The organism is Streptomyces coeruleorubidus (assembly GCF_028885415.1).
Lineage (GTDB): Bacteria > Actinomycetota > Actinomycetes > Streptomycetales > Streptomycetaceae > Streptomyces > Streptomyces coeruleorubidus_A.
This window is the reverse complement of record NZ_CP118527.1, coordinates 2394255-2417147: the sequence shown is the minus strand read 5'-3', so window position 1 is coordinate 2417147 and position 22893 is coordinate 2394255. Positions and strand designations below refer to the sequence as shown.

21 protein-coding genes are annotated in these 22893 nt (G+C 71.1%); 9 read left to right on the top strand and 12 right to left on the bottom strand.

Going from position 1 to position 22893, the window contains the following annotated elements; all coding sequences use genetic code 11:
* The first annotated feature begins 76 nt into the window (after positions 1-76).
* Both PV963_RS11290 and PV963_RS11285 read left to right on the top strand, forming a co-directional pair.
* Entirely contained in the window at positions 77-1078 is a 1002-nt protein-coding gene (locus tag PV963_RS11290) for a TerC/Alx family metal homeostasis membrane protein (RefSeq protein WP_274815509.1), read from the top strand.
* A gap of 128 nt (positions 1079-1206) precedes the next feature.
* A complete protein-coding gene (locus PV963_RS11285; RefSeq protein ID WP_274815508.1) occupies positions 1207-1509 on the top strand; it encodes a hypothetical protein in 303 nt (100 codons plus the stop codon).
* 235 nt (positions 1510-1744) lie between these two features.
* On the opposite strand, the gene PV963_RS11280 is transcribed toward PV963_RS11285, so the two are convergent.
* Positions 1745-3052 (bottom strand): MFS transporter, encoded by a 1308-nt coding sequence (locus PV963_RS11280; protein ID WP_274815507.1) that lies wholly within the window; start codon positions 3050-3052, stop codon positions 1745-1747.
* A 61-nt stretch (positions 3053-3113) separates the two neighbouring features.
* Positions 3114-4160 carry a S66 family peptidase gene (locus tag PV963_RS11275; RefSeq protein WP_274815506.1) on the bottom strand — a complete coding sequence of 349 codons (1047 nt, stop codon included), beginning with the start codon at positions 4158-4160 and terminating at the stop codon, positions 3114-3116.
* A gap of 103 nt (positions 4161-4263) precedes the next feature.
* On the opposite strand from PV963_RS11275, the gene aroQ reads away from it, so the two are divergent.
* On the top strand, positions 4264-4737 hold the full coding sequence (aroQ, locus tag PV963_RS11270) for a type II 3-dehydroquinate dehydratase (RefSeq protein ID WP_086561704.1): 474 nt from the start codon (positions 4264-4266) through the stop codon (positions 4735-4737).
* Between the two features lie 10 nt (positions 4738-4747).
* Here the strand turns inward: aroQ and PV963_RS11265 are convergent, their stop codons facing one another.
* The 5 genes from PV963_RS11265 to PV963_RS11245 form a co-directional block, all read right to left on the bottom strand.
* On the bottom strand, positions 4748-5500 hold the full coding sequence (locus tag PV963_RS11265) for an amino acid ABC transporter ATP-binding protein (protein ID WP_274815505.1): 753 nt from the start codon (positions 5498-5500) through the stop codon (positions 4748-4750).
* A complete protein-coding gene (locus PV963_RS11260) occupies positions 5497-6399 on the bottom strand; it encodes an amino acid ABC transporter permease (RefSeq protein ID WP_274815504.1) in 903 nt (300 codons plus the stop codon). Before PV963_RS11260 ends, PV963_RS11265 begins: the two co-directional genes overlap by 4 nt.
* Positions 6396-7274: an ABC transporter substrate-binding protein gene (locus PV963_RS11255; RefSeq protein ID WP_274815503.1), complete on the bottom strand. Its 879-nt coding sequence runs from the start codon at positions 7272-7274 to the stop codon at positions 6396-6398. Before PV963_RS11255 ends, PV963_RS11260 begins: the two co-directional genes overlap by 4 nt.
* 354 nt (positions 7275-7628) lie before the next feature.
* On the bottom strand, positions 7629-8285 hold the full coding sequence (locus PV963_RS11250; RefSeq protein ID WP_274815502.1) for an MBL fold metallo-hydrolase: 657 nt from the start codon (positions 8283-8285) through the stop codon (positions 7629-7631).
* 35 nt (positions 8286-8320) lie between these two features.
* Positions 8321-9010 (bottom strand): maleylpyruvate isomerase family mycothiol-dependent enzyme, encoded by a 690-nt coding sequence (locus PV963_RS11245; RefSeq protein WP_274815501.1) that lies wholly within the window; start codon positions 9008-9010, stop codon positions 8321-8323.
* 223 nt (positions 9011-9233) lie between these two features.
* Between PV963_RS11245 and uvrA the strand changes: the two genes are divergently transcribed.
* The gene (uvrA, locus tag PV963_RS11240; RefSeq protein WP_274815500.1) at positions 9234-12257 is read left to right on the top strand and encodes an excinuclease ABC subunit UvrA; all 3024 of its coding nucleotides are present in this window, start codon (positions 9234-9236) and stop codon (positions 12255-12257) included.
* Positions 12258-12322: 65 nt separating this feature from the next.
* Here the strand turns inward: uvrA and PV963_RS11235 are convergent, their stop codons facing one another.
* Positions 12323-12886 carry a YceI family protein gene (locus PV963_RS11235; protein ID WP_274815499.1) on the bottom strand — a complete coding sequence of 188 codons (564 nt, stop codon included), beginning with the start codon at positions 12884-12886 and terminating at the stop codon, positions 12323-12325.
* Between the two features lie 101 nt (positions 12887-12987).
* Here PV963_RS11235 and PV963_RS11230 point away from each other — a divergent pair, with 101 nt between their 5' ends.
* Positions 12988-13851, top strand: a complete 864-nt coding sequence (locus PV963_RS11230; protein WP_274815498.1) for a helix-turn-helix domain-containing protein — start codon at positions 12988-12990, stop codon at positions 13849-13851.
* Positions 13852-13899: 48 nt separating this feature from the next.
* Here PV963_RS11230 and PV963_RS11225 read toward each other — a convergent pair whose 3' ends face one another.
* From PV963_RS11225 to PV963_RS11210, 4 genes are all read right to left on the bottom strand, one after another.
* The gene (locus PV963_RS11225; protein WP_274815497.1) at positions 13900-14805 is read right to left on the bottom strand and encodes a carbohydrate kinase family protein; all 906 of its coding nucleotides are present in this window, start codon (positions 14803-14805) and stop codon (positions 13900-13902) included.
* The gene (locus tag PV963_RS11220; protein ID WP_274815496.1) at positions 14802-15893 is read right to left on the bottom strand and encodes a LacI family DNA-binding transcriptional regulator; all 1092 of its coding nucleotides are present in this window, start codon (positions 15891-15893) and stop codon (positions 14802-14804) included. Before PV963_RS11220 ends, PV963_RS11225 begins: the two co-directional genes overlap by 4 nt.
* Before the next feature lie 146 nt (positions 15894-16039).
* Positions 16040-16987, bottom strand: a complete 948-nt coding sequence (locus tag PV963_RS11215) for a hypothetical protein (RefSeq protein ID WP_274815495.1) — start codon at positions 16985-16987, stop codon at positions 16040-16042.
* A 289-nt stretch (positions 16988-17276) separates the two neighbouring features.
* A complete protein-coding gene (locus tag PV963_RS11210; RefSeq protein WP_274815494.1) occupies positions 17277-17429 on the bottom strand; it encodes a hypothetical protein in 153 nt (50 codons plus the stop codon).
* A 261-nt stretch (positions 17430-17690) separates the two neighbouring features.
* On the opposite strand from PV963_RS11210, the gene uvrC reads away from it, so the two are divergent.
* Genes uvrC through whiA form a run of 4 tightly spaced genes read left to right on the top strand, consistent with a single transcriptional unit; the run spans position 17691 to position 22784 of the window.
* Positions 17691-19772 (top strand): excinuclease ABC subunit UvrC, encoded by a 2082-nt coding sequence (gene uvrC / locus PV963_RS11205; RefSeq protein WP_274815493.1) that lies wholly within the window; start codon positions 17691-17693, stop codon positions 19770-19772.
* Positions 19769-20728 (top strand): RNase adapter RapZ, encoded by a 960-nt coding sequence (gene rapZ, locus PV963_RS11200; protein WP_274815492.1) that lies wholly within the window; start codon positions 19769-19771, stop codon positions 20726-20728. Before uvrC ends, rapZ begins: the two co-directional genes overlap by 4 nt.
* Positions 20725-21804 (top strand): gluconeogenesis factor YvcK family protein, encoded by a 1080-nt coding sequence (locus PV963_RS11195; protein ID WP_274815491.1) that lies wholly within the window; start codon positions 20725-20727, stop codon positions 21802-21804. Before rapZ ends, PV963_RS11195 begins: the two co-directional genes overlap by 4 nt.
* On the top strand, positions 21795-22784 hold the full coding sequence (whiA, locus tag PV963_RS11190; RefSeq protein WP_274815490.1) for a DNA-binding protein WhiA: 990 nt from the start codon (positions 21795-21797) through the stop codon (positions 22782-22784). Before PV963_RS11195 ends, whiA begins: the two co-directional genes overlap by 10 nt.
* Positions 22785-22893 lie beyond the last annotated feature (109 nt).

The following is a 22893-nucleotide window of genomic DNA, read 5'->3' as shown; positions in this document are numbered from 1 at the left end:
TCGGCCCATCCTTGGGTGGAAGAGACCTCCGGCAGCGACGACGCTGACATTTGCCGTTACGACTGCCGGAGGCGCAGTGGATGTTTCCGTGACCCTATGGGTCCTGACGATCGTGGGGCTCGCCGCCCTGATTGCGGTCGACTTCTTCATCGGCCGCAAGCCGCACGACGTATCGATCAAGGAAGCCGGGATCTGGACGGTCGTCTGGATCGTCCTGGCCGCGCTCTTCGGGCTCGGCCTGCTCATGTTCGGCGGCGGCCAGCCCGCCGGCGAGTTCTTCGCCGGCTTCATCACCGAGAAGTCACTCAGCGTCGACAACCTCTTCGTCTTCGTCCTGATCATGGCGAAGTTCGCGGTGCCCTCGCAGTACCAGCAGCGGGTACTCCTGATCGGCGTCCTCATAGCCCTGGTCCTGCGGGCCATCTTCATCGCCGCGGGCGCAGCGATCCTCGCCAGCTTCTCGTGGGTCTTCTACCTCTTCGGCGCCTTCCTGATCTGGACCGCCTGGAAGCTCATCCAGGAGGCCAGGGCGGAAGAGGAGGACGAGGAGTTCGAGGAGAACAAGCTGCTCAAGGCCGCCGAGCGCCGCTTCGGTGTGGCCGACCGCTACCACGGCACCAAGCTGTGGATCCAGGAGAACGGCAAGCGGGTCATGACCCCGATGCTGGTCGTGATGCTCGCGATCGGCTCTACGGACGTGCTGTTCGCGCTCGACTCCATCCCCGCGATCTTCGGCCTGACGCAGGACCCGTACATCGTCTTCACAGCCAACGCGTTCGCCCTGATGGGTCTGCGCCAGCTGTACTTCCTCATCGGCGGTCTGCTGAAGAGGCTGGTCCACCTCAGCTACGGCCTGTCGATCATCCTCGGCTTCATCGGCGTGAAGCTGGTGCTGCACGCGCTGCACGAGTCCGGGGTGCACGTGCCCGAGATCAGCATTCCGGTCTCGCTCGGCGTGATCTGCGCCGTCCTGATCGTCACCACGATCACCAGCCTGCGCGCTTCGAAGAAGCAAGCGGCGGCCGAGGCGGCACAGGCGCAGAGCGAAGGCGCTCCGAAGGACAGCATCGACGTCTGACCACGTCGGACGTAGGAGCAACCTCACCGGGACCGGTGGTCGGCGAATTGCCGATCGCCGGTCCCGGTGCTTGCTTGTTCTTGAGCGCGTTCCCCGGCCCGGGGACGCCGTGGCCGGCTGGAGGTGCCATGAAGTTCGTACAGATCATCGACTTCGAGACCGAGCGCTTGGACGAGATGGAGCGGGTGCTCGAGGAGGCGGGGAGGCGCGTCGCCGGCCGGCCGGGCGGCCCCAGGCAACGCATGCTCCTGAAGGACCGCGACAATCCGCGCCGCTATCTGGCGCTGATCGAGTTCGATTCCTACGAGGAGGCCATGCGTAACAGCAACGACCCCGAGACCAGCAGGTTGGCGGAGCACCTGGACGCGCTGTGCATCGGCGAGAGGGTGTACACCAACTGCGACCTCTTGGACCAACGCGAACTCGCATAGCTCCGTAGCACATGTACTCGCGTAGCCCCGCGGCACGCGCGGTCCTGTACGGACTGTTCGTCGCCACGCAGACCGTGCGGCCCCGGGACTACTTCCTGCCGATCACCCGGCACGGCGAGGTGATCACGGCCCAAGCGTTTACGCGCTCCACCACCCGCTTATGCACCACCACCCGCTTACGCACCACAACTCGCTTGTGCACCACCACCCGTTTACGCGCACCACCACCAAGTGGTCACCCCGAAGCAGGCTCCGCAGCCGCCGCCACCGGCACCGGACGTGTCTCGGGCAGCAGCGCGAAGCACCCCAGACTGAACAGCGCGATCGCCGTCAGATACGCGGCCACGCCCCAGGGCACCCGCCCGCCCTGCTCGGCCAGCGCCGTCGCCACGATCGGCGTGAGCGCGCCCCCGAGGACCCCGCCGAGGTTGTAACCGACCGCAGCGCCCGTGCAGCGCACCCGCGGCTGGTACAGCTCCGGCAGATACGCGGCGATCACGGCGAACATCGTGATGAACGCGAGCATCGCCCCGAGGAAGCCGAGGAACATCGGCAGCGGCGCGCCGGTGGCGAGGAGCGCGACCATAGGGAACATCCACAGGGCGGCGACCGCGCACCCGGCCAGGCACAGCGGGCGCCGGCCGTAGCGGTCACCGAGCAGCGCCATCAGCGGCGTGAGCGCCCCCTTCACGACCACCGCGGCCATGATGCAGGTCAGCATGACGCTGCGGCTCACCCCGAGCCGTTCCGTGCCGTAGGCGAGCGACCAGGTCGTCACGGCGTAGAAGATCGCGTAGCCGATCGCGAGCGCCCCGCCGGTCAGCAGCAGGAGGCGCCAGTGGTCGCGCAGGACCTCGACGAGCGGCACGCGCGCGTGGTCGTCGATCTTGAGGAAACTCGGGCTCTCGGCGAGCGAGGAACGCAGCCACAGCCCCACCACGGCCAGCACCCCCGCCGCCCAGAACGGCACCCGCCACCCCCACGAGGCGAACTGCGCCTCGGACAGCGTCGCCGACAGCCCCAGCACGACACCGTTGGCGAGCAGGAACCCCAGCGCGGGCCCGACCTGCGGGAAGCTCGACCACAGCCCGCGCCGCCCGGCGGGCGCGTGCTCCACCGTCAGCAGCACCGCCCCGCCCCACTCCCCGCCGAGCCCCAGTCCTTGGAGGAAACGCAGCACCAGGAGCAGCAGGGGAGCGGCCACGCCGATCGTCTCGTACGTCGGCACGCAGCCGACCGCGACCGTGGAGACACCGGTCAGCAGCAGGGAGGCGACGAGGACGGGCCGCCGCCCCCGCCGGTCCCCGATGTGCCCGAACAGCACCGAACCCAGCGGCCGCGCGATGAAGCCCACGCCGAACGTGGCGAAGGCGGCCAGCGTCCCCGCCACCGGCGAGAAGGTCGGGAAGAACAACGGCCCCAGGATCAGGGCCGCCGCGGTGCCGTAGACGAAGAAGTCGTAGAACTCGATGGCCGTGCCGGCGAGCGAGGCTGCCGCCAGGCGCGGCATGGACGGGGCCCTTATGGCGCGTACGTCGTGCATGCCGCGTCAACTACCCACGGTGACGGCGGGTTACGGGGGCGCGTGGAGGGTCCCGGGGCACTCAGTACGTGACCGTGATGCGCCGGGCCGGTCCGTCCACGCGCACGGTGCCCCCGTACGGGATCACCAGCTGCGGGTCGGTGTGCCCGAAGTCCACGTCGAAGACGATCGTGGTTTCGGGGGCGTAGGTCCGCATGGCGCTCAGGACGGCCTCACGCTGGTCGGACGCGTGACGAGCGGCCTCCTCCGGGCTGTTGGGCCGCTCGAAGGACCAGGTCTTCGGGCGGCCCATGAGGAGGGCTGGAAAGCGCTGGAGCAGCCCGCGTTCGCCCATGTTGCGCAGGGTGCAGAAGACCTCCGTGGCGCTCGGCATGTCCTCCGAGGTTTCCAGGAGCAGCACGCCGGCGTCGTACTCGGACAGGTCGTGTGCGATCTCGCGGTCGGCCATCAGCAGCCAGCCGATGATCTCCAGGCAGCCGCCCCAACTGCGGCCCTCGACCACCCGGTCGGCGTTGACCCAGGTCCAGCCGGTCCCGGGCCGGGTCTCCGGCTCCGCGTCGAAGGTCGCCGGGTCCGCCCAGTCCCGGTCGATGTCACGCCACCGCTCGGCGGGCCGCAGCTCGTACGGGCCGGAGGTGAACAGGGCCGCCCGCAGGGACTCGGCGGTCTGCGGGTGCATGGCTCCGGGCCGTCCCAGCTCGCACATGACGCTCCCGCCGTGGAAGCAGACGATGCCGCTGTTGCGGAGGTAGGCGAGCAGGTTCGTGTTGTCGCTGATCCCGAAGAACGGCTTCGGGTTGGCCCGGATCAACTCCCGGTCCAGCAGCGGCAGCACGGTGATCTGGTCGTCCCCGCCGATCGACGCGATGACCGCCTTGATGTCCGGGTCGGCGAAGGCCGCGTGGATGTCGTCGGCCCGCTCCTGGGGCGTGGAGCCCATCTTGCGGGTCGCCGGATACTCGACCGGCTCCAGCCCGTACTCCTTGCGCAGCCGCTCCAGGCCCAGCTCGTAGGGGAGCGGGAAGAGCCCCGGCAGGCCGGAGGAGGGCGAGAGCACGGCGATGCGGTCACCGGGGGACGGCTTGGGCGGGTAGGAGAGGCTGGTCATGCCGGGAGGTTACGGCTCGGCAGGCTGTCGGCGCACCGTGATAAACCGGGTCCGAGCAGCGGTCCGCCACGGGCCGCCCGACCCCGAACGGACCGGAGGAACCGTGCCCCGCACCCTGGCCAACGCCCCGATCATGATCCTCAACGGCCCCAACCTGAACCTGCTCGGCCAGCGCCAGCCGGAGATCTACGGCTCGGACACCCTCGCCGACGTCGAGGCCCTGTGCGCCAAGGCGGCGGCCGCGCACGGCGGCACGGTCGACTTCCGCCAGTCCAACCACGAGGGCGAGCTGGTGGACTGGATCCACGAGGCCCGGCTGAACCACTGCGGCATCGTGATCAACCCGGGCGCCTACTCGCACACCTCCGTCGCCATCCTGGATGCCCTCAACACCTGTGACGGCATGCCCGTGTTGGAGGTCCACATCTCCAACATCCACAAGCGCGAGTCGTTCCGGCACCACTCCTACGTCTCGCTGCGCGCCGACGGGGTCATCGCGGGGTGCGGGGTGCAGGGGTACGTGTTCGGCGTGGAGCGGGTCGCGGCGCTGGCAGGCTCGGGGCACGCCGACGCCTGAGTCCTCCTGCCTACAGCCGCCCCGCCTCCACGATCCGCCGCAGAAAGCGCCGGGTGCGCTCCTGCCGCGGTTCCCCGAAGACCTGCTCGGCGGTGCCGCGTTCCAGCACGACGCCGCCCTCCAGGAAACACACCTGGTCGGCGACCTCCCGCGCGAAGCCCATCTCGTGCGTGGCCAGCACCATGGTCATGCCCTCGTCCTTCAGGCCGCGGACGACGTTGAGGACCTCGCCCACCAGCTCGGGGTCGAGGGCGGCGGTGATCTCGTCGAGCAGCAGCAGCCGGGGACGTGCGGCCAGGGCGCGCACGACCGCCGCCCGCTGCTGCTGGCCGCCGCTCAGCCGGTCCGGGTACTCGCCCGCCTTCTCACCGAGTCCGAGCCGCTCCAGCAGTTCACGCGCGCGTGCCTCGGCCTCGGCGCGGGGCACGCCGTGCACGCGACGGGGCGCGAGCGTGATGTTCTCCAGGACAGTCAGGTGCGGGAAGAGGTTGTACGCCTGGAAGACCACGCCGATCCGGCGGCGCACGGTGTCCTGGTCGACGCGCGGGTCGGTGATCTCCTCGCCGTCCAGCCAGATCGCCCCGTCGTCGATCTCCTCCAGCAGGTTCGCGCACCGCAGCAGCGTGGACTTGCCGGAGCCGGAGGCGCCGATCAGCGCGGTGACCGTGTGCGGGGCGACCTCCAGGTCGACGTCCCGCAGGACGACCGAGCCGCCGAAGGACTTGCGGACGGACTCCATGCGCAGCACGGGCGTCTCGCTCATGTGGTTCCTCCCTGGGCCCGCCGGCGGTCCATCCGTGCCGTCACCCAGTCCGTGAAGCGGGTCATCGGGATGGTCAGCGCGACGAAGACCAGACCCGCGACGATGTACGGCGTGTAGTTGAGGCTGCGGCCCACGATGATGTCGGCGGCCCGTACGGCGTCCACCGCACCGCCGATCGAGACCAGCCCGGTGTCCTTCTGGAGCGACACCAGGTCGTTCAGCAGCGGCGGCACCTGGCGGCGCACCGCCTGGGGCAGCACCACGTACCGCAGCGCCTGCCGGTTGCTCAGCCCGAGCGAGCGGGCCGCGGCGCGCTGCGAGGGGTGCACGGACTCGATGCCGGCCCGGAACACCTCGGCGACGTACGCCGAGTACGTCAGGGTGAGCGCGGTGCCGCCGAGGAGCACCGGGTCGACGGTCACTCCCTGCAGCCGCAGTGCGGGGACGCCGAGGACCACGATCATCAGGTTGATGATCAGCGGCAGCCCCCGGAAGAAGTCCGTGTACGCGGCGGCCAGGACGCGCAGCGGGAAGAACACCGGGCCGCGCAGCGTACGGGCCACGGCGATCAGCATGCCGAGGACGAGCACCGCGGCCCCGCAGACCAGCAGCAGCCGGACGTTCAGCCACAGCCCTTCGAGCACCTTCGGGAACGCCTCGCGCGCGTACCCCCAGTCGAAGAAGGTCTCCTTGGTGCGCGGCCAGCCCGGGGCGTTGACGACGACCAGGTAGAGGACGGCTGCGGTGACGAGAGTCGAGAGCGCGCCGATCGCCGTGGCGCGCCGGGCGCGGGCGCGCTTGTGGCGCTCACGGTCCAGGCGCCGCTGCGACGGCACGTAGCCGTCCCGCGCGTCGTGCTCGCCGGAGCCCACCGCCGGCTCCTCCTTGTTCACCGTCACTTGAGCACCGGAGCGTCGACGGCGTCCGACAGCCACTGCTGCTCGATCCGCGCGAGCGTGCCGTCCTCGCGCAGCGCGTCCACGGCCCGTGAGACGCAGGAGGTGAGCGCGCTGCCCTTGTCGAGCACGAGACCGAACTGCTCCGGCGTACCGCCCTGGTTCTCGAACTGGCCGACGATCGTCGCGTCCGTGATCTCGGCCCCGGTGATGTAGAAGGCGGTCGGCAGGTCCACGACGATGGCGTCGACCTGGCCGTTCTTCAGCGCGGACTTGGCCTGGTCGTTCTTGGCGAACACGGCGGCGGCCCGCGTGGGCCGCACCACGTCGTCGATGTAGTCGAGGCTGGTGGTGCCGACCTGGGCGCCCAGCTTCACGTCCTTCAGGTCCGCGACGCTCTTCGCCTTCGCCGCCTCGGAGCCCTTCAGGGCGACGACGGCCTGGCGCACGTCGTAGTAGCCGGACGAGAAGTCCACGGCCTTCTTGCGCTCGTCGCTGATGGACACCTGGTTGATGTCGAAGTCGAACGTCTTCTCGCCGGGCGCGAAGGCCTTGTTGAACGGGACGGTCTGCCAGACGACCTTGTCCTTGCCGTAGCCGAGGTGCCGGGCGACGGCGTACGCGACCGCCGACTCGAAGCCCTTGCCGCTCGCGGGGTCGTCGTCCTTGAACCACGGCTCGTAGGCGGGTTCGTCGGTGGCGATCGTCAGCCTGCCCGAGGTCCGGGTGGCCAACTTGCCCTTCTCGCACATGTTTCCGGCCGAGGACGTGCCGGCCGCGGGCTCCTCCGGCTGCGGTGCGCAGCCGACGGCGGTGGCGAGCAGGGCGACGGTGACGGCGGCGGCAGCGCGGCGCAGGGCCCGCGGGGCAGGATGCATGGCGCGAGATTGACAGCCCACGGTCCTGTTTGTCGAGGTCACGACGGAACGTGCTCACATCGTGGGAGCGGGTGTTGCGTTCTTGTGAACACTCCCTGGCGCGCGCCGAGTTCGGCAGTCGCCGGGGCCGCCGGCCGAGGGCGGGGATCGACAGACCGGCGGCCCATCCGCCCAGGAGCCGTCATCCTGCGCGGGGCTCCTACCAGTTGACCGCGCAACTACGTACGGGGGGAGCGTACGTACGACACCGGCGTGTGCGAACGATTCACACGGGGCGCGTGCGCGTCCCACTGCTCCACACGCGGGCGTCTCGCGCGGGCCTCACCAGCCGCGCGCGTGCGCCCCGCGCGGACCTCACCACCCGCGCGCGTGCCACTCCGGCAACTGCGGGCGTTCCGCGCCCAGCGTCGTGTCGTCGCCGTGCCCCGGGTAGACCCACGTCTCGTCCGGGAGGACGTCGAAGATCTTGGTCTCCACATCGTGGATGAGACTGGCGAACGCCTTGGGGTCCTTGTGGGTGTTGCCCACACCGCCGGGGAAGAGGCAGTCCCCGGTGAACACATGGGGATGCCCGTGCGGGTCGTCGTAGACGAGGGCGATCGAACCGGGCGTGTGCCCGACCAGATGGCGCGCGGTGAGCTCCACCCGCCCCACCCGGATGGTGTCGCCGTCGTCGACCAGCACATCGGTCCGCACCGGGATGCCGTCGGCGTCGTCCCGGCCCGCGTACGTGCGGGCGCCGGTGGCCGCCACGACCTCGGCGAGCGCCTGCCAGTGGTCGCCGTGCCGGTGGGTCGTGACGACGGACGCGATGCCGTCGTCACCGATCATGCCGAGCAGGGTCTGGGCCTCGTTCGCGGCGTCGATCAGCACCTGCTCGTCCGTGGCCCGGCAGCGCAGCAGATAGGCGTTGTTGTTCATCGGACCGACCGCGATCTTGGTGATCATCAGGTCCTTGAGCTCGTGCACGTCGGCAGGTCCGCCGACCGTCACCTGTCCGCTGTACGTCATGTCCGCCAGCCTATAGCGGGGGAGCGGCCCGGGTCCTACAGCGGGGGCAGCTCCGGAAGCCGGCCGCCGTCCACCGTCAGCGCGGCTCCGGTGCGGCGGCCGGCGAGCCAGCCCAGCAGGTCCGCCGGGGGACCGGTGACGGTCACCTCGGGCCCGTCGTCCGTCTCCCGTCCCGTGCTCCACGCGCGCGTGCCGTCCGTGAGGCGCGTGGGCGGTACGTCGGGATGCCCGGCGAACCGGTCGGCCAGGAAGGCGATCTCCCGCTCCGTGAACTCCGCCGGCAGATCCTCCAGCTCGTACCCGACCCCCAGGTCCACGTGGTGCAGCTCCACCTCCACCCACCGCCGGAACGGCACCCGGGACGCGGAGTCCGTGACTCCGTTGCGCAACTCCACCGTGCGCGACCAGTCCGCCGGAGCGGCCCCGGCCTCCTGGAAGCGGGCCGCGCTCTCGCGCAGGTCGGCGAGCTGGACGTCGAGGGAGCGCGGGGCGTCCCGCTCGATGTCGGCGTCCCGGGCCTCGCCGGAGACGTACATGGGGCGGCCTTCCAGGACGTTCACGAGGGCGTCCGCATTACGGGCCAGGTGGGCCAGCACATGGCCCCGGGTCCAGCCGGGAAGCCGTGACGGCTGCGTCACAGAGGCGTTGTCCAGTTTGCCGACTGCGATGAGCAGCCGTTCCGTAGCGGCATGTACAGACGCCAGGTCATGACCGTGATCAATCATGGTGCTGACCCTAGCCCCGCCACACCTTCGGGTGAAGGTGGTGAACCAGTACCGGTAATCGAAAGCACGTGCTATATGGTCGGACGTGACGTCGGGCATGCTGGAAAGCCGGGGTTTGTTGGCAACCCGTGAATCCGACCGGCGTTGTCAGTGGCTCCCTCTAGTCTGAGAAAGCACGGGGGCCCCGCCCCTGTCACTTCTCTCAAGAAAGGTGCGGACCGGCGTGGCCGACCGTCTCATCGTTCGTGGAGCGCGCGAGCACAATCTCAAGAACGTCTCGCTCGACCTCCCGCGCGACTCGCTCATCGTCTTCACGGGCCTGTCGGGGTCGGGCAAGTCCTCGCTGGCCTTCGACACCATCTTCGCCGAGGGACAGCGGCGCTACGTGGAGTCGCTCTCCTCCTACGCCCGGCAGTTCCTCGGCCAGATGGACAAGCCGGACGTCGACTTCATCGAGGGCCTGTCCCCGGCCGTCTCCATCGACCAGAAGTCGACCTCGCGCAACCCGCGCTCCACGGTCGGCACGATCACCGAGGTCTACGACTACCTGCGGCTGCTCTTCGCGCGCATCGGCAAGCCGCACTGCCCCGAGTGCGGCCGCCCGATCTCGCGCCAGTCGCCGCAGGCCATCGTCGACAGGGTCCTGGAGCTGCCGGAGGGCAGCCGCTTCCAGGTGCTGTCGCCGCTGGTGCGCGAGCGCAAGGGCGAGTTCGTCGACCTCTTCGCCGACCTCCAGACCAAGGGCTACTCCCGCGCGCGTGTGGACGGCGAGACCATCCAGCTGTCCAACCCGCCCACGCTGAAGAAGCAGGAGAAGCACACCATCGAGGTGGTCGTCGACCGCCTCACGGTGAAGGACTCCGCCAAGCGCCGCCTCACCGACTCCGTCGAGACCGCCCTCGGCCTGTCCGGCGGCATGGTCGTGCTCGACTTCGTCGACCTCCCCGAGGACGACCCCGAGCGCGAGCGCATGTACTCGGAGCACCTGTACTGCGCGTACGACGACCTGTCCTTCGAGGAGCTGGAGCCCCGCTCCTTCTCCTTCAACTCGCCCTTCGGCGCCTGCCCGGACTGCTCCGGCATCGGCACGCGCATGGAGGTCGACCCGGAGCTCATCGTCCCGGACCCGGACAAGAGCCTCGACGACGGCGCCATCCACCCCTGGTCGCACGGCCACACCAAGGACTACTTCGGCCGCCTCATCGGCGCCCTGGCCGACGCCCTGGGCTTCCGTACGGACATCCCCTTCGCGGGCCTCCCGCAGCGCGCCAAGAAGGCCCTGCTGCACGGCCACAAGACCCAGGTCGAGGTCCGCTACCGCAACCGCTACGGGCGCGAGCGCCGGTACACCACGGCCTTCGAGGGCGCCGTCCCCTTCGTCAAGCGCCGGCACAGCGAGGCCGAGAGCGACGCCAGCCGCGAGCGCTTCGAGGGCTACATGCGCGAGGTGCCCTGCCCGACCTGTGAGGGCACGCGCCTGAAGCCGATCGTCCTCGCGGTCACGATCATGGACAAGTCCATCGCGGAGGTCTCCGCGATGTCGATCAGCGACTGCGCGGACTTCCTGAGGGAGCTGAAGCTCAGCGACCGCGACAAGAAGATCGCCGAGCGCGTCCTGAAGGAGGTCAACGAGCGGCTGCGGTTCCTCGTCGACGTCGGTCTGGACTACCTCTCGCTGAACCGCGCGGCCGGCACCCTCTCCGGCGGCGAGGCCCAGCGCATCCGCCTGGCCACGCAGATCGGCTCCGGCCTCGTCGGCGTCCTCTACGTCCTCGACGAGCCGTCCATCGGACTGCACCAGCGCGACAACCACCGGCTGATCGAGACCCTGGTCCGGCTGCGCGACATGGGCAACACGCTCATCGTCGTCGAGCACGACGAGGACACCATCAAGACCGCCGACTGGGTCGTCGACATCGGCCCCGGCGCCGGTGAGCACGGCGGCAAGGTCGTGCACAGCGGCTCCCTGAAGGAGCTGCTCGCCAACGCCGAGTCGCAGACCGGTCAGTACCTGTCCGGCAAGAAGGCCATCCCGCTGCCCGACATCCGGCGCCCGGTCGACCCCTCCCGGCAGCTCACGGTGCACGGCGCCCGGGAGAACAACCTCCAGGACATCGACGTCTCGTTCCCGCTGGGCGTGTTCACCGCCGTCACCGGCGTGTCCGGCTCCGGCAAGTCGACCCTGGTCAACGACATCCTGTACACGCACCTGGCCCGCGAGCTGAACGGCGCGAGGAACGTGCCCGGGCGGCACACGCGCGTGGACGGCGACGACCTCGTCGACAAGGTCGTGCACGTCGACCAGTCGCCCATCGGCCGCACCCCGCGCTCCAACCCGGCCACGTACACCGGCGTCTTCGACCACATCCGCAAGCTGTTCGCCGAGACCACCGAGGCGAAGGTCCGCGGCTACATGCCGGGCCGCTTCTCCTTCAACGTCAAGGGCGGCCGCTGCGAGAACTGCGCGGGCGACGGCACCATCAAGATCGAGATGAACTTCCTCCCGGACGTCTACGTCCCGTGCGAGGTCTGCCACGGCGCCCGGTACAACCGGGAGACCCTGGAGGTCCACTACAAGGGCAAGTCCATCGCCGACGTCCTGAACATGCCGATCGAGGAGGCCACGGAGTTCTTCGAGGCGGTCCCCGCGATCTCCCGCCACATGAAGACCCTCAAGGACGTCGGCCTCGGCTACGTCCGGCTCGGCCAGTCCGCGACCACCCTGTCCGGCGGTGAGGCCCAGCGCGTCAAGCTCGCCAGCGAGCTCCAGCGCCGCTCCACCGGCCGCACGGTCTACGTCCTGGACGAGCCGACCACCGGTCTGCACTTCGAGGACATCAGCAAGCTGCTGACGGTCCTGTCCGGACTGGTCGACAAGGGCAACACGGTCATTGTCATCGAGCACAACCTCGACGTGATCAAGACCGCCGACTGGATCGTCGACATGGGCCCCGAAGGCGGCGCCGGCGGCGGCCTGGTCGTCGCCGAGGGCACGCCCGAGGAGGTCGCCGCGGTCCCGGCCAGCCACACCGGCAAGTTCCTGCGCGAGGTCCTCGGTGCCGACCGGATCAGCGACGCGACCTCGGTGAAGGCCCCGCGCAAGGCGGCGGCGAAGAAGACGGTCCCGGCGCAGACCAGGGCGACCAGGACCGCCACCAAGACGGTCAACAGCACCGCGGCCAAGAAGACAGCCGCAAAGTCCACGAAGGCCGCCGCGAAGAAGACGACGCGGACGACCAAGAGCTGACGGCTCCCGCCGACGCGCCGTGCCCCACGGGAACTCCCTGTGGGGCACGGCGCGTCGTTGTGCGGTCAGGCGTTCTTCGGCTCCACGAACTGCATGTCGAGCTGGATCTTCACCACTTCCCCGAGCAGACCGGGGGCGAAGTCGAGCCCGAACTCGCTGCGCCGGATCTCGCCCGTCGCCTCGAACCCGGCATGCCGGCTGCCGTCCATCGGCACATCGACCAGCCCGCCGAACTCCACGGCGAGCGTCACCGGGCGGGTCACCTCGCCGATGGTCAGCTCGCCCTCCATCGTCCAGTCCTCGCCCTCACCCGACACCAGCGTCGAGCGGTACGTCATCGTCGGGCGCTTCTCGACGTCGAGAAGGTCGGAGGCGCGTACATGCGCGTCCCGGTCGCCGTTGCCGGTGTCGATCGAGGCCAGGTCGACGGTCGCGGAGACCCGCACGTCCTCGACGCGTTCCCCGACGAACAGTTCGGCCTCCAACCGCTCGAAGCGTCCCCGCACCTTGGCGATGCCCAGATGACGGACGGTGAAGCCCACGGAGGAGTGGAGGGGGTCCAGGGCCCAGTTCCCCGGGGACAGCGGCAGGACGGTGGCGGAAGCGGCGGTAGCGGTGTCGTTGGTCATGGCCTCCACCCTGAGGGGCGGGCGGCCGGTGAGGGAGACCGGCCGAAGCCTGGTAGTGGCAGGGCCACCCTCCACCCGCGCCGGCGGGGTACGTTCGGCGGGTGAGCGACAACGAGTTGGGCACGTTCCTGCGCACCTGGCGCGAAGCCGTCAGCCCCCCCGAGGTGGGCCTGCCCACCGGTCCGCGGCGCCGTACCCCGGGCCTGCGGCGCGCCGAACTGGCCACGCTCGCGGGCATCAGCATCGAGTACCTCACCCGGCTGGAACAGGGGCGCGACCGCAACCCCTCCGCCCAGGTGCTCGGCGCCCTCGCCGACGCCCTCAACCTGTCTCTCGCCGACCGGATGCTGCTGCGCCGCCTGACCAAGGAGGCGGACGGCGGCGACCCGCTGCTCTGTGCGGCGGCCCCGTCGCTCGGCCGCACGGCCCGCCCCACCGTCCGGTCCGTACTGGACCGCCTGGAGCCGACCCCCGCGCTGGTGGTCAACTGGATCGGCGACATCCTCGCCCACACCGCCGGTTACGAGCGGCTGGCCGGCCCCATCGGCCTGCTCGACGACGAGCCGCCCAACCTGCTCCGCTACCTGTTCACCGACGAGCGGGCGCGCGGCGCTTACCGCGACTGGGACCGGGTGGCCGACGACCTGGTCGCCCAGCTCCGGCACGAGGTCCCGCTCCGGGACCCGTACGTCGCCGAGCTGGCCGACGAGCTGACGGTGACGGCGGGGGCGGACTTCGCCGACCGGTTCGCCGACCTGGCGGTGGCACCGCGGCGGACGGGCTCCCAGCACATCGAGCACCCCGAGGCCGGATCGCTGCGACTGCTGCACGAGACGTTCGCGCTGCCCGACGAAGGCCAGCGCGTCATCGTCCACCTGCCCGCGGACGACGCCACGGCCGCCGCCCTGGACCGCCTCAACGGCCGTCGCCCCGGCGCGCTGCGGGCCGTGGGGGAAGTCGGCTGAGCGACGCGCACCGGGACGCGTTCCGTGTCGTGCGCCCAGCGGGAGGTGTCAGCCCTCCAGCTCGTGCGCGTACGGCGGTTCCGCCCCGGCCCGTGAGCAGGTGACCGCCGCCGCACGGGCCGCGAAGCCCAGCAGCCCCGTCCAGCCGTCGGGCCCCAGCGTGGCCAGCGCCCGCACGCTGAGCGCGTCGCGGGCAGCGAGTCCGTGCAGCAGCGCCGCGTTCACGGTGTCACCCGCGCCGATCGTGTCCACGACCTCGACCCGCTCGCCCGGCACCGAGTACTCGCCGTCGGCGGTGAAGGCGGTCAGCCCGTCGCCGCCCCGGGTGATCACGACCGCCGCGGGGCCGGCCGCCAGCCACTCCTGGGGCGTGCCGCCGAGCCACCGGGCGTCCTCCTCGGACAGCTTCAGCAGCGACACCGACGGCAGCCAGCTCTTGAACCGCGCCCGGTAGGCGTCCGCGTCCGGGATCAGCCCGGCCCTGATGTTCGGGTCCAGCGCGGTGAACACGCCCTGCGCGGCCGCCGCACGCATCAGCTCCTCGTAGGCGCTCGCCCCCGGCTCCAGCACCAGCGAGCAGGTCCCGAAGGAGACGGCCCGGGTGCCGGGCGGCAGCGCGGAGGGCGGCGTGAACAGCCGGTCCGCCGTGCCGTCGACGTAGAAGGAGTACGCCGCCGAGCCGTCCGCGCCGACCGTGGCGACGGCGAGGGTCGTGGGCTCGGTGCCGCGCTGCACCGACGACACGTCCACCCCGGTCTCCCGCAGCCGGTCCAGCAGGGCCTCCCCGAAGGCGTCGTACGACACCCGGGAGCAGAAGGCGGCGGGGGAGCCGAGACGGCCCAGTGCCACCGCCGTGTTGTACGGGCCGCCGCCGAGCGCCGGCTGGAGTGCCGCCAGGGCGCCCGTGCCCCGCGGTACCAGGTCGATCAGTGCCTCACCGGCGACGACGATCATGCGACGGTTCCTCTCTCGGACTGCGCGGACTGCTCAGGCTGGTCGAGCTGCTCAAACCGCACGGACTGCCCCGGCTCCTCGGGGCAGCCGCACGACGTGCGGTGGACGAAGGTGCAGGGGAGCCGCACGGTCCGGGCGGGCCGGTCCGGCTCGGCGAGACGTTCCAGCAGCACGCGTACGGCCTGGGCGCCGATGTCCCTGCTGGGCTGCGCGATCGCGGTGAGCCGGGGCGAGAACAGGTCCGCCCAGGCGAAGTCGTCGAAGCAGCACAGCGCGATGTCGCCGGGCACGGACAGGCCGTGCGCGCGCAGGGCACGCAGCGCCCCGATGGTCATGGCGTTGTTGCCGGTGACCAGCGCGGTGGGCGGCACGGCGAGGGACAGCAGGGCGGCGGTGACCTGTTCGGCGCCGGCCGACTCCGAGTCGCCGTGCACCAGGAGCCGTTCGTCGTACGGCAGCCCCGCGAACGCGAGGCCGGTCCGGTAGCCGGTGATCCGTTCGCTCGTGGTGCTGAGCCCCGGCCGTCCCGCCACCAGCCCGATCCGCTGGTGACCGACACCGGCGAGGTGGATGACCAGCCGGGACGTCGGTTCGGCGTTGTCGGCGCAGACCTGGTCGAAGCGCGGTCCGCCGTCCCGGGCGTCCACCAGTCGGTCGAGGAACACGGCCGGTACGGCGTGCCGCCCCAGGTAGGCGAGCAGTCCGCGCGGATCGGCGGAGGGCGCGACGATCATGCCGTCCACCCGGCGCTCGTGCAGCAGCTGGACGACCTTGCGCTCGTGCTCGGGGTCGTCGTGCGGATCGGCGATCAGGAGGCTGTAGCCGTGCTCCAGGGCACTGGCCTCGACGCCCTGGAGGATCTCGGTGAAGTACGGGTTGCTGATCGCCGAAACCGCCAGCCCGATGGACCGGGTGCGGGCCGTCACCAGGGAACGGGCCAGCGTGTTCGTGGTGTAGCCGAGCTCCTCCACGGCGTCCAGAACCGCCTGGCGGGTGTGCGGCAGCACCGGCCGGGTGCCATTGAGGACGTGCGAGACGGTCGCCACGGAGACACCGGCGCTCCGTGCGACGTCGGCCATGGTCGCCATGGCGTTCCCTCCTCCTCTTCCGGCGGGGAACGTATCGCATCCGGCGCCTGACGTAAACGCTTGCGCAAGCGTTTACGTCCGATCGCGGCCACGGGCCGGAAACCCGCCCCGCCGTCGGTCCGGCGACGGGCCAGGCGATGCTCGCGCTACTCCCAGCCCCAGCCGATTCCCACGAACCCCGCCCGCACCCGCGGCTCGACCAGGTGCACCGAGCGGTGCCGTCCGCTCAGTGCCAGCTCCTGGCAGCCGGTGCGCGGGGCCGCCGCCGAGTGCTGGGCGAAACGGTGGCAGCGCACCGGGAGGGCCGCCGCGTCGAAGCACACCTGGAGCGCGTACTGGCCGCCGGGGGAGTCGAAGCCACGGAGGTACTCGTGTGACACCCCGGCCGTGCCGTCCTCGACGCCGAAGCGGAACAGGAACGTGTCGCCGGCCAGCAGCCGGGTGTCGAAGAGCAGCTCGGCCGCGAGCACTCCGGTGTCGTGGTGCCAACGGACGCGTCCCGTACGGCAGTTCTCCAGCGCGTGCACCCTCATGCGCTCCGGTACGGCTCCCCGGTCGCCGTGGTGGACGGCGATGAAGCGGTCGACACCGTCCCGGTGGGCGCGCACGATGTGGTGCGACTCCCGCTCGGCCAGCTCACGCCGTGCCCCGATCCGCAGCCGCTCGTGGTGCCCCAGGCTGTGCAGACCGCCGTCCGGCGGGCAGTCCAGCTCGGCCAGCAGCTGGTCCAGCACCCCGGAGGCCTCGACGAGGGAGCGGTAGGAGCGGGCCGCGGACCGCTGCCCGGACGGGCTCTCGCCGGACTCGGCGAGCAGCCGGATCAGCGACTCCTCGGGAAGCTCCAGGATCTCCTCCAGCGCGCGCACGGCCCGTAGCGACTCGGGGCGCTGCGGGCGCCTGGCCCCCTGCTGCCAGTAACTCAGGCTGGTGACGCCGACCTTCACCCCGTGGCGGGACAGATGGTGCTGCACGCGTTGCAGCGGCAGCCCGCGGGCGGCTATCGCGGCACGCAAGGCGACGTGGAAGGGGCCGCCGCGCAGAACCGAGTCCAGTTCCGCGGTGGCGGCGTCCGCGTGCTGTGGGGCGTGCGGCATGCAGGGGCCTCTCTGTGAGTCGGCGACGGCTGGTCAGACCGTTCGCGCGGGCCGCCCGGGGACCGTCCCGCCGGCGCAGGGGAGGTCTTCACATCCGTACGCCGTCGTTCAGGGCCCCGAGTTTCCCCGCATTGAAGCGTGTTGACCTGGTCCCGACAACACCTGATGCCGGACAGTGACGTACTCCCGGCCGGGCCCGTCCGGACATGCGACCGCCCGGGGCGTAGCACCCCGGGCGGTCTCTGCTGCTGACGGCGCACCCGGCCTCGGCCGAGGCCGGCCCCCTGGTCTAGGAGCGGTCGCTCGCGTCCCGGGCCTCGACGGCCAGGCGCTTGGCCCGCACTATGTCGGGGTCGCGCGGGTCGAGGGCGTCGTGCAGCGCGAACCGTTCGTCCGCGTACCGGCGGGCACGGACCGTCCGCCGGGTTTTCTCGATCCGCATCCGCTTCATCTGCGCAGCCCTCCGACCCGTGGCCCGCCCGTTTCGCACCGAAACGGCCGGTCCGCACCGACAACCTGTGCCTGCACCGACACGGACTCCGCCCTCCGGACGTCGCCGTGCCCCGTGGGAAGCCTCCATTCCCGCTCCCGGCGTGCCGTAACCCCGGGCGGAGCATGCCGTTGGAAACTGCCCCCTCGCCGAGGCCGTCATCGCGCCCGCCGTCCCGTCGGACTGTCGGTGCTCGCCAGTAGGGTGTGAGACATGGCCGACCCCTCCAGCTACCGCCCCAAACCGGGTGAGATCCCCGACTCGCCGGGGGTCTACAGGTTCCGCGACGAGCACCGCCGGGTGATCTACGTCGGAAAGGCGAAAAGCCTGCGCCAACGCCTGGCGAACTACTTCCAGGACCTGGCGGGCCTCCACCCGCGCACCCGCTCCATGGTCACCACGGCCGCGTCCGTGGAGTGGACGGTGGTGTCCACGGAGGTCGAGGCGCTCCAGCTGGAGTACTCCTGGATCAAGGAGTACGACCCCCGGTTCAACGTCAAGTACCGCGACGACAAGAGCTACCCGTACCTCGCGGTGACGATGAGCGAGGAGTACCCGCGCGTGCAGGTGATGCGCGGTCACAAGAAGAAGGGCGTCCGCTACTTCGGGCCGTACGCGCACGCGTGGGCGATCCGCGACACCGTCGACCTCCTGCTGCGCGTCTTCCCCGTGCGCACCTGCTCCGCCGGCGTCTTCAAGAACGCCGCCCGTACGGGCCGCCCCTGCCTCCTCGGCTACATCGGCAAGTGCTCGGCTCCCTGCGTGGACCGGGTCTCCGCCGAGGAGCACCGCGAACTGGCCGACGAGTTCTGCGACTTCATGACCGGCCGCACGAACACGTACATCCGCCGCCTGGAGAAGCAGATGGGCGAGGCGGCCGAGGAGATGGAGTATGAGCGGGCGGCCCGGCTGCGCGACGACATCGAGGCCCTGAAGAAGGCCATGGAGAAGAACGCGGTCGTGCTCGCCGACGCGACCGACGCCGACCTGATCGCGGTCGCCGAGGACGAGCTGGAGGCGGCCGTGCAGATCTTCCACGTGCGCGGCGGACGCGTGCGCGGCCAGCGGGGCTGGGTCACAGACAAGGTCGAGGACATCACCACCGGCGCCCTCGTGGAGCACGCCCTCCAGCAGCTGTACGGCGAGGAGACGGGCGACGCCGTCCCCAAGGAGGTCCTGGTCCCCGCCCTGCCCGACCCCGTGGAGCCCGTCCAGGAGTGGCTCGCCGGCCGGCGCGGCTCGGGCGTCTCCCTGCGCGTCCCGCAGCGCGGCGACAAGAAGGCCCTCATGGAGACGGTCCAGCGCAACGCCCAGCAGGCGCTCGTCCTGCACAAGACCAAGCGCGCATCCGACCTGACCACGCGCTCGCGTGCCCTGGAGGAGATCGCCGACGCCCTCGACCTGGACAGCGCCCCGCTGCGGATCGAGTGCTACGACATCTCCCACCTCCAGGGCGACGACGTGGTGGCCTCGATGGTCGTCTTCGAGGACGGACTCGCACGCAAGAGCGAGTACCGGCGGTTCCAGATCAAGGGCTTCGCGGGACAGGACGACGTCCGCTCCATGCACGAGGTGATCACCCGCCGCTTCCGCCGCTACCTCGCCGAGAAGGAGAGGACGGGCGAGTGGGCGGACGAGATCCCTCAGGACGGCGAGACCCCTCAGGACGGCGAGACCGCCGAGACCATCGGAACGAGCCTCACCGAGGACGACGGCCGCCCCAAGAAATTCGCCTACCCGCCCCAGCTCGTGGTCGTCGACGGCGGCGCCCCGCAGGTCGCGGCCGCCCGGCGGGCGCTGGACGAGCTCGGCATCGACGACATCGCCGTGTGCGGCCTCGCCAAGCGTCTGGAGGAGGTCTGGCTGCCCGGCGACGACGACCCGGTGGTCCTGCCACGCACCAGCGAGGGCCTGTACCTGCTCCAGCGGGTCCGCGACGAGGCCCACCGCTTCGCGATCAGCTACCAGCGCACCAAGCGGTCCAAGCGCTTCCGCTCCAGCCCCCTGGACGACGTCCCGGGGCTCGGGGACACGCGCAAGCAGGCACTCCTGAAGCACTTCGGTTCGTTGAAGAAACTGCGATCCGCCACCATCGACCAGATCTGCGAGGTGCCCGGCATAGGCCGCAAGACCGCCGAGACGATCGCGGCGGCCCTCGCCCAGGCGGCCCCGGCCGCACCCGCCGTCAACACGGCCACTGGAGAGATCATGGAAGAGGAACCCGGCACCATGGGTTCCAGTGGGGAGCCCGTGCGGACGGGCGCCCCGGACGAACGACGGGGGCAGGAGACATGAATGTGAACGAGCACGACGGGCAAGAAGCGCAAACCGGAGACGGAGCACAGGTGAGTACGGGCACGCCCAACGACAAGGCCGCAGTCCCGGACGCGGCCATCCCCGAGCTGGTGATCATCTCCGGCATGTCCGGGGCCGGCCGCTCGACGGCCGCGAAGTGTCTGGAGGACCTCGGCTGGTTCGTCGTCGACAACCTGCCGCCCGCGCTGATCCCCACCATGGTGGAGCTCGGCGCCCGCTCCCAGGGCAACGTTGCCCGGATCGCCGTCGTCGTCGACGTCCGCGGCCGCCGCTTCTTCGACAACCTCCGCGAGTCGCTGGCCGACCTGGAGGCGAAGAACGTCACCCGCAGGATCGTCTTCCTGGAGTCCTCCGACGACGCCCTGGTGCGCCGCTTCGAGTCGGTGCGCCGCCCGCACCCCCTCCAGGGCGACGGCCGGATCGTCGACGGCATCGCCGCCGAGCGCGAACTGCTGCGCGAGCTGCGCGGCGACGCCGACCTGGTGATCGACACCTCCAGCCTCAACGTGCACGAGCTGCGCGCCAAGATGGACGCCCAGTTCGCCGGCGAGGAGGAGCCGGAGCTGCGGGCCACGGTCATGTCCTTCGGCTACAAGTACGGGCTGCCGGTCGACGCCGACCTGGTCGTCGACTGCCGCTTCCTGCCGAACCCGCACTGGGTCCCGGAACTGCGCCCGTACACCGGCCTCAACGACGAGGTCTCCGGGTACGTCTTCAACCAGCCCGGCGCCAAGGAGTTCCTCGACCGGTACACCGAGCTCCTCCAGCTCATCGCCACCGGCTACCGCCGTGAGGGCAAGCGCTACGTGACCATCGCCGTGGGCTGCACGGGCGGCAAGCACCGCTCGGTCGCCATGTCGGAGAAGCTCGCCGCCCGGCTCGCCGCCGAGGGCGTGGAGACAGTGGTCGTACACCGGGACATGGGACGCGAATGACACGACGTACTCCGCGGCTGAGCCGGCTGCGCCGGGTGGTGCCCGAAGGCAGCACCGACGGAAGGGGCGGCCGGCCCGCCGAGGCCCGGGGCGGCAGACCCCGCCGCCGGGGCACCCAGCCCAAGGTCGTCGCCCTCGGCGGCGGCATGGGCCTGTCCGCCTCGCTCGCCGCGCTGCGCCGGATCACCGGCGACCTCACCGCCGTCGTCACCGTGGCCGACGACGGCGGCTCCAGCGGCCGGCTGCGCGACGAACTGGGCGTGCTGCCGCCCGGCGACCTGCGCAAGGCACTGGCCGCGCTGTGCGGTGACGACGACTGGGGCCAGACCTGGGCGCGTGTCATCCAGCACCGCTTCCAGTCCAAGGGCGACCTGCACGAGCACGCGGTCGGCAACCTGCTGATCGTCGCCCTGTGGGAGCAGCTCGGCGACCACGTCCAGGCCCTCGACCTGGTCGGGCGGCTGCTCGGCGCACAGGGGCGCGTGCTGCCCATGTCCGCCGTCCCGCTGGAGCTCCAGGCCCTGGTCAAGGGCCACGACCCGGCCCGCCCGGACGAGGTGGACACGGTCCGCGGCCAGGCCACCGTCGCCCTCACCCCCGGCGAGGTGCAGTCCGTGCACGTCGTGCCGCACGACCCGCCCGCCGTGCCCGAGGCGGTCGAGGCCGTCCTGGACGCGGACTGGGTGGTACTCGGCCCCGGCTCCTGGTTCTCCTCGGTCATCCCGCACCTGCTGGTGCCCGAGCTGCTGGACGCGCTCACGCAGACCAAGGCCCGCCGGGTACTCTCCCTGAACCTCGCCCCGCAGCCCGGAGAAACCGAGGGCTTCTCCCCGCAGCGTCATTTGGAGGTTTTGGGACGACACGCCCCTAAACTCGCCCTGGACGTGGTGCTGGCCGACGAGGCCGCCGTGCCCGACCGCGCCTCGCTGACCGACGCCGCCAAGCGGTTCGGAGCCGCGGTCGAGCTGGCGCCCGTGGCCCGGACCGACGGGACACCGAGGCACGACCCGGAGCTGTTGGCCGCCGCGTACGACCGTATTTTTCGGATGCATGGAAGGATCGGCCCATGGCGATGACGCCAGCGGTGAAGGACGAGATCTCCCGGCTCCCCGTCACCCGGACCTGCTGCAGGAAGGCGGAGGTCTCCGCCATCCTGCGGTTCGCCGGCGGCCTCCACCTGGTGAGCGGGCGCATCGTGATCGAGGCGGAGCTGGACACCGCGATGGCGGCCCGCCGCCTCAAGCGGGACATCCTGGAGATCTTCGGCCACAGCTCGGAACTGATCGTGATGGCGCCCGGCGGACTGCGCCGCGGCTCGCGCTACGTCGTACGCGTCGTCGCGGGCGGCGACCAGCTGGCCCGCCAGACCGGCCTGGTCGACGGCCGGGGCCGTCCGATCCGCGGCCTGCCCCCGCAGGTGGTCTCCGGGGCCACCTGTGACGCCGAGGCCGCCTGGCGCGGCGCGTTCCTGGCGCACGGCTCGCTGACCGAGCCCGGCCGCTCCTGCTCCCTGGAGGTGACCTGCCCCGGCCCCGAGGCCGCGCTCGCCCTGGTCGGCGCCGCCCGGCGCCTCCAGATCCCCGCGAAGGCCCGCGAGGTGCGCGGCGTGGACCGGGTGGTCGTCCGCGACGGTGACGCGATCGGCGCCCTGCTCACCCGGCTCGGCGCCCACGAGTCGGTGCTGGCCTGGGAGGAGCGCCGGATGCGCCGCGAGGTGCGCGCCACGGCCAACCGCCTCGCCAACTTCGACGACGCCAACCTGCGCCGCTCCGCGCGCGCGGCCGTCGCCGCCGGTGCCCGCGTGCAGCGCGCCCTGGAGATCCTCGGCGACGACGTCCCCGAGCACCTCGCCGCCGCCGGGCGCCTGCGCATGGAGCACAAGCAGGCCTCCCTGGAGGAGCTGGGCGCGCTCGCCGACCCGCCGCTGACCAAGGACGCCGTCGCCGGCCGGATCCGCCGCCTGCTGGCCATGGCCGATAAGCGCGCCTCCGACCTCGGCATCCCGGGCACGGAGGCCAACCTCTCCGAGGAGCTGGCCGACAACCTCGTGGGCTGATCACACAGTCCGTCAAAAAGCCGGTGCCGGCCTCCGCTTGGGTGGTCGGCACCGGCTTTCGCGTGTCGTTGGGGCACTCTTGACTCGATCATGGACTGTCATGAGCCTG

Excerpts from the sequence above, each read along its gene's own strand:
- PV963_RS11285 (WP_274815508.1), top strand. The coding sequence starts at position 1,207 with ATGAAGTTCGTACAGATCATCGACTTCGAGACCGAGCGCTTGGACGAG.
- PV963_RS11280 (WP_274815507.1), bottom strand. The coding sequence starts at position 3,052 with ATGCACGACGTACGCGCCATAAGGGCCCCGTCCATGCCGCGCCTGGCG.
- PV963_RS11275 (WP_274815506.1), bottom strand. The coding sequence starts at position 4,160 with ATGACCAGCCTCTCCTACCCGCCCAAGCCGTCCCCCGGTGACCGCATC.
- PV963_RS11265 (WP_274815505.1), bottom strand. The coding sequence starts at position 5,500 with ATGAGCGAGACGCCCGTGCTGCGCATGGAGTCCGTCCGCAAGTCCTTC.
- PV963_RS11255 (WP_274815503.1), bottom strand. The coding sequence starts at position 7,274 with ATGCATCCTGCCCCGCGGGCCCTGCGCCGCGCTGCCGCCGCCGTCACC.
- PV963_RS11250 (WP_274815502.1), bottom strand. The coding sequence starts at position 8,285 with ATGACGTACAGCGGACAGGTGACGGTCGGCGGACCTGCCGACGTGCAC.
- PV963_RS11245 (WP_274815501.1), bottom strand. The coding sequence starts at position 9,010 with ATGATTGATCACGGTCATGACCTGGCGTCTGTACATGCCGCTACGGAA.
- PV963_RS11235 (WP_274815499.1), bottom strand. The coding sequence starts at position 12,886 with ATGACCAACGACACCGCTACCGCCGCTTCCGCCACCGTCCTGCCGCTG.
- PV963_RS11225 (WP_274815497.1), bottom strand. The coding sequence starts at position 14,805 with ATGATCGTCGTCGCCGGTGAGGCACTGATCGACCTGGTACCGCGGGGC.
- PV963_RS11220 (WP_274815496.1), bottom strand. The coding sequence starts at position 15,893 with ATGGCGACCATGGCCGACGTCGCACGGAGCGCCGGTGTCTCCGTGGCG.
- PV963_RS11215 (WP_274815495.1), bottom strand. The coding sequence starts at position 16,987 with ATGCCGCACGCCCCACAGCACGCGGACGCCGCCACCGCGGAACTGGAC.
- PV963_RS11210 (WP_274815494.1), bottom strand. The coding sequence starts at position 17,429 with ATGCGGATCGAGAAAACCCGGCGGACGGTCCGTGCCCGCCGGTACGCG.
- uvrC (WP_274815493.1), top strand. The coding sequence starts at position 17,691 with ATGGCCGACCCCTCCAGCTACCGCCCCAAACCGGGTGAGATCCCCGAC.
- rapZ (WP_274815492.1), top strand. The coding sequence starts at position 19,769 with ATGAATGTGAACGAGCACGACGGGCAAGAAGCGCAAACCGGAGACGGA.
- PV963_RS11195 (WP_274815491.1), top strand. The coding sequence starts at position 20,725 with ATGACACGACGTACTCCGCGGCTGAGCCGGCTGCGCCGGGTGGTGCCC.
- whiA (WP_274815490.1), top strand. The coding sequence starts at position 21,795 with ATGGCGATGACGCCAGCGGTGAAGGACGAGATCTCCCGGCTCCCCGTC.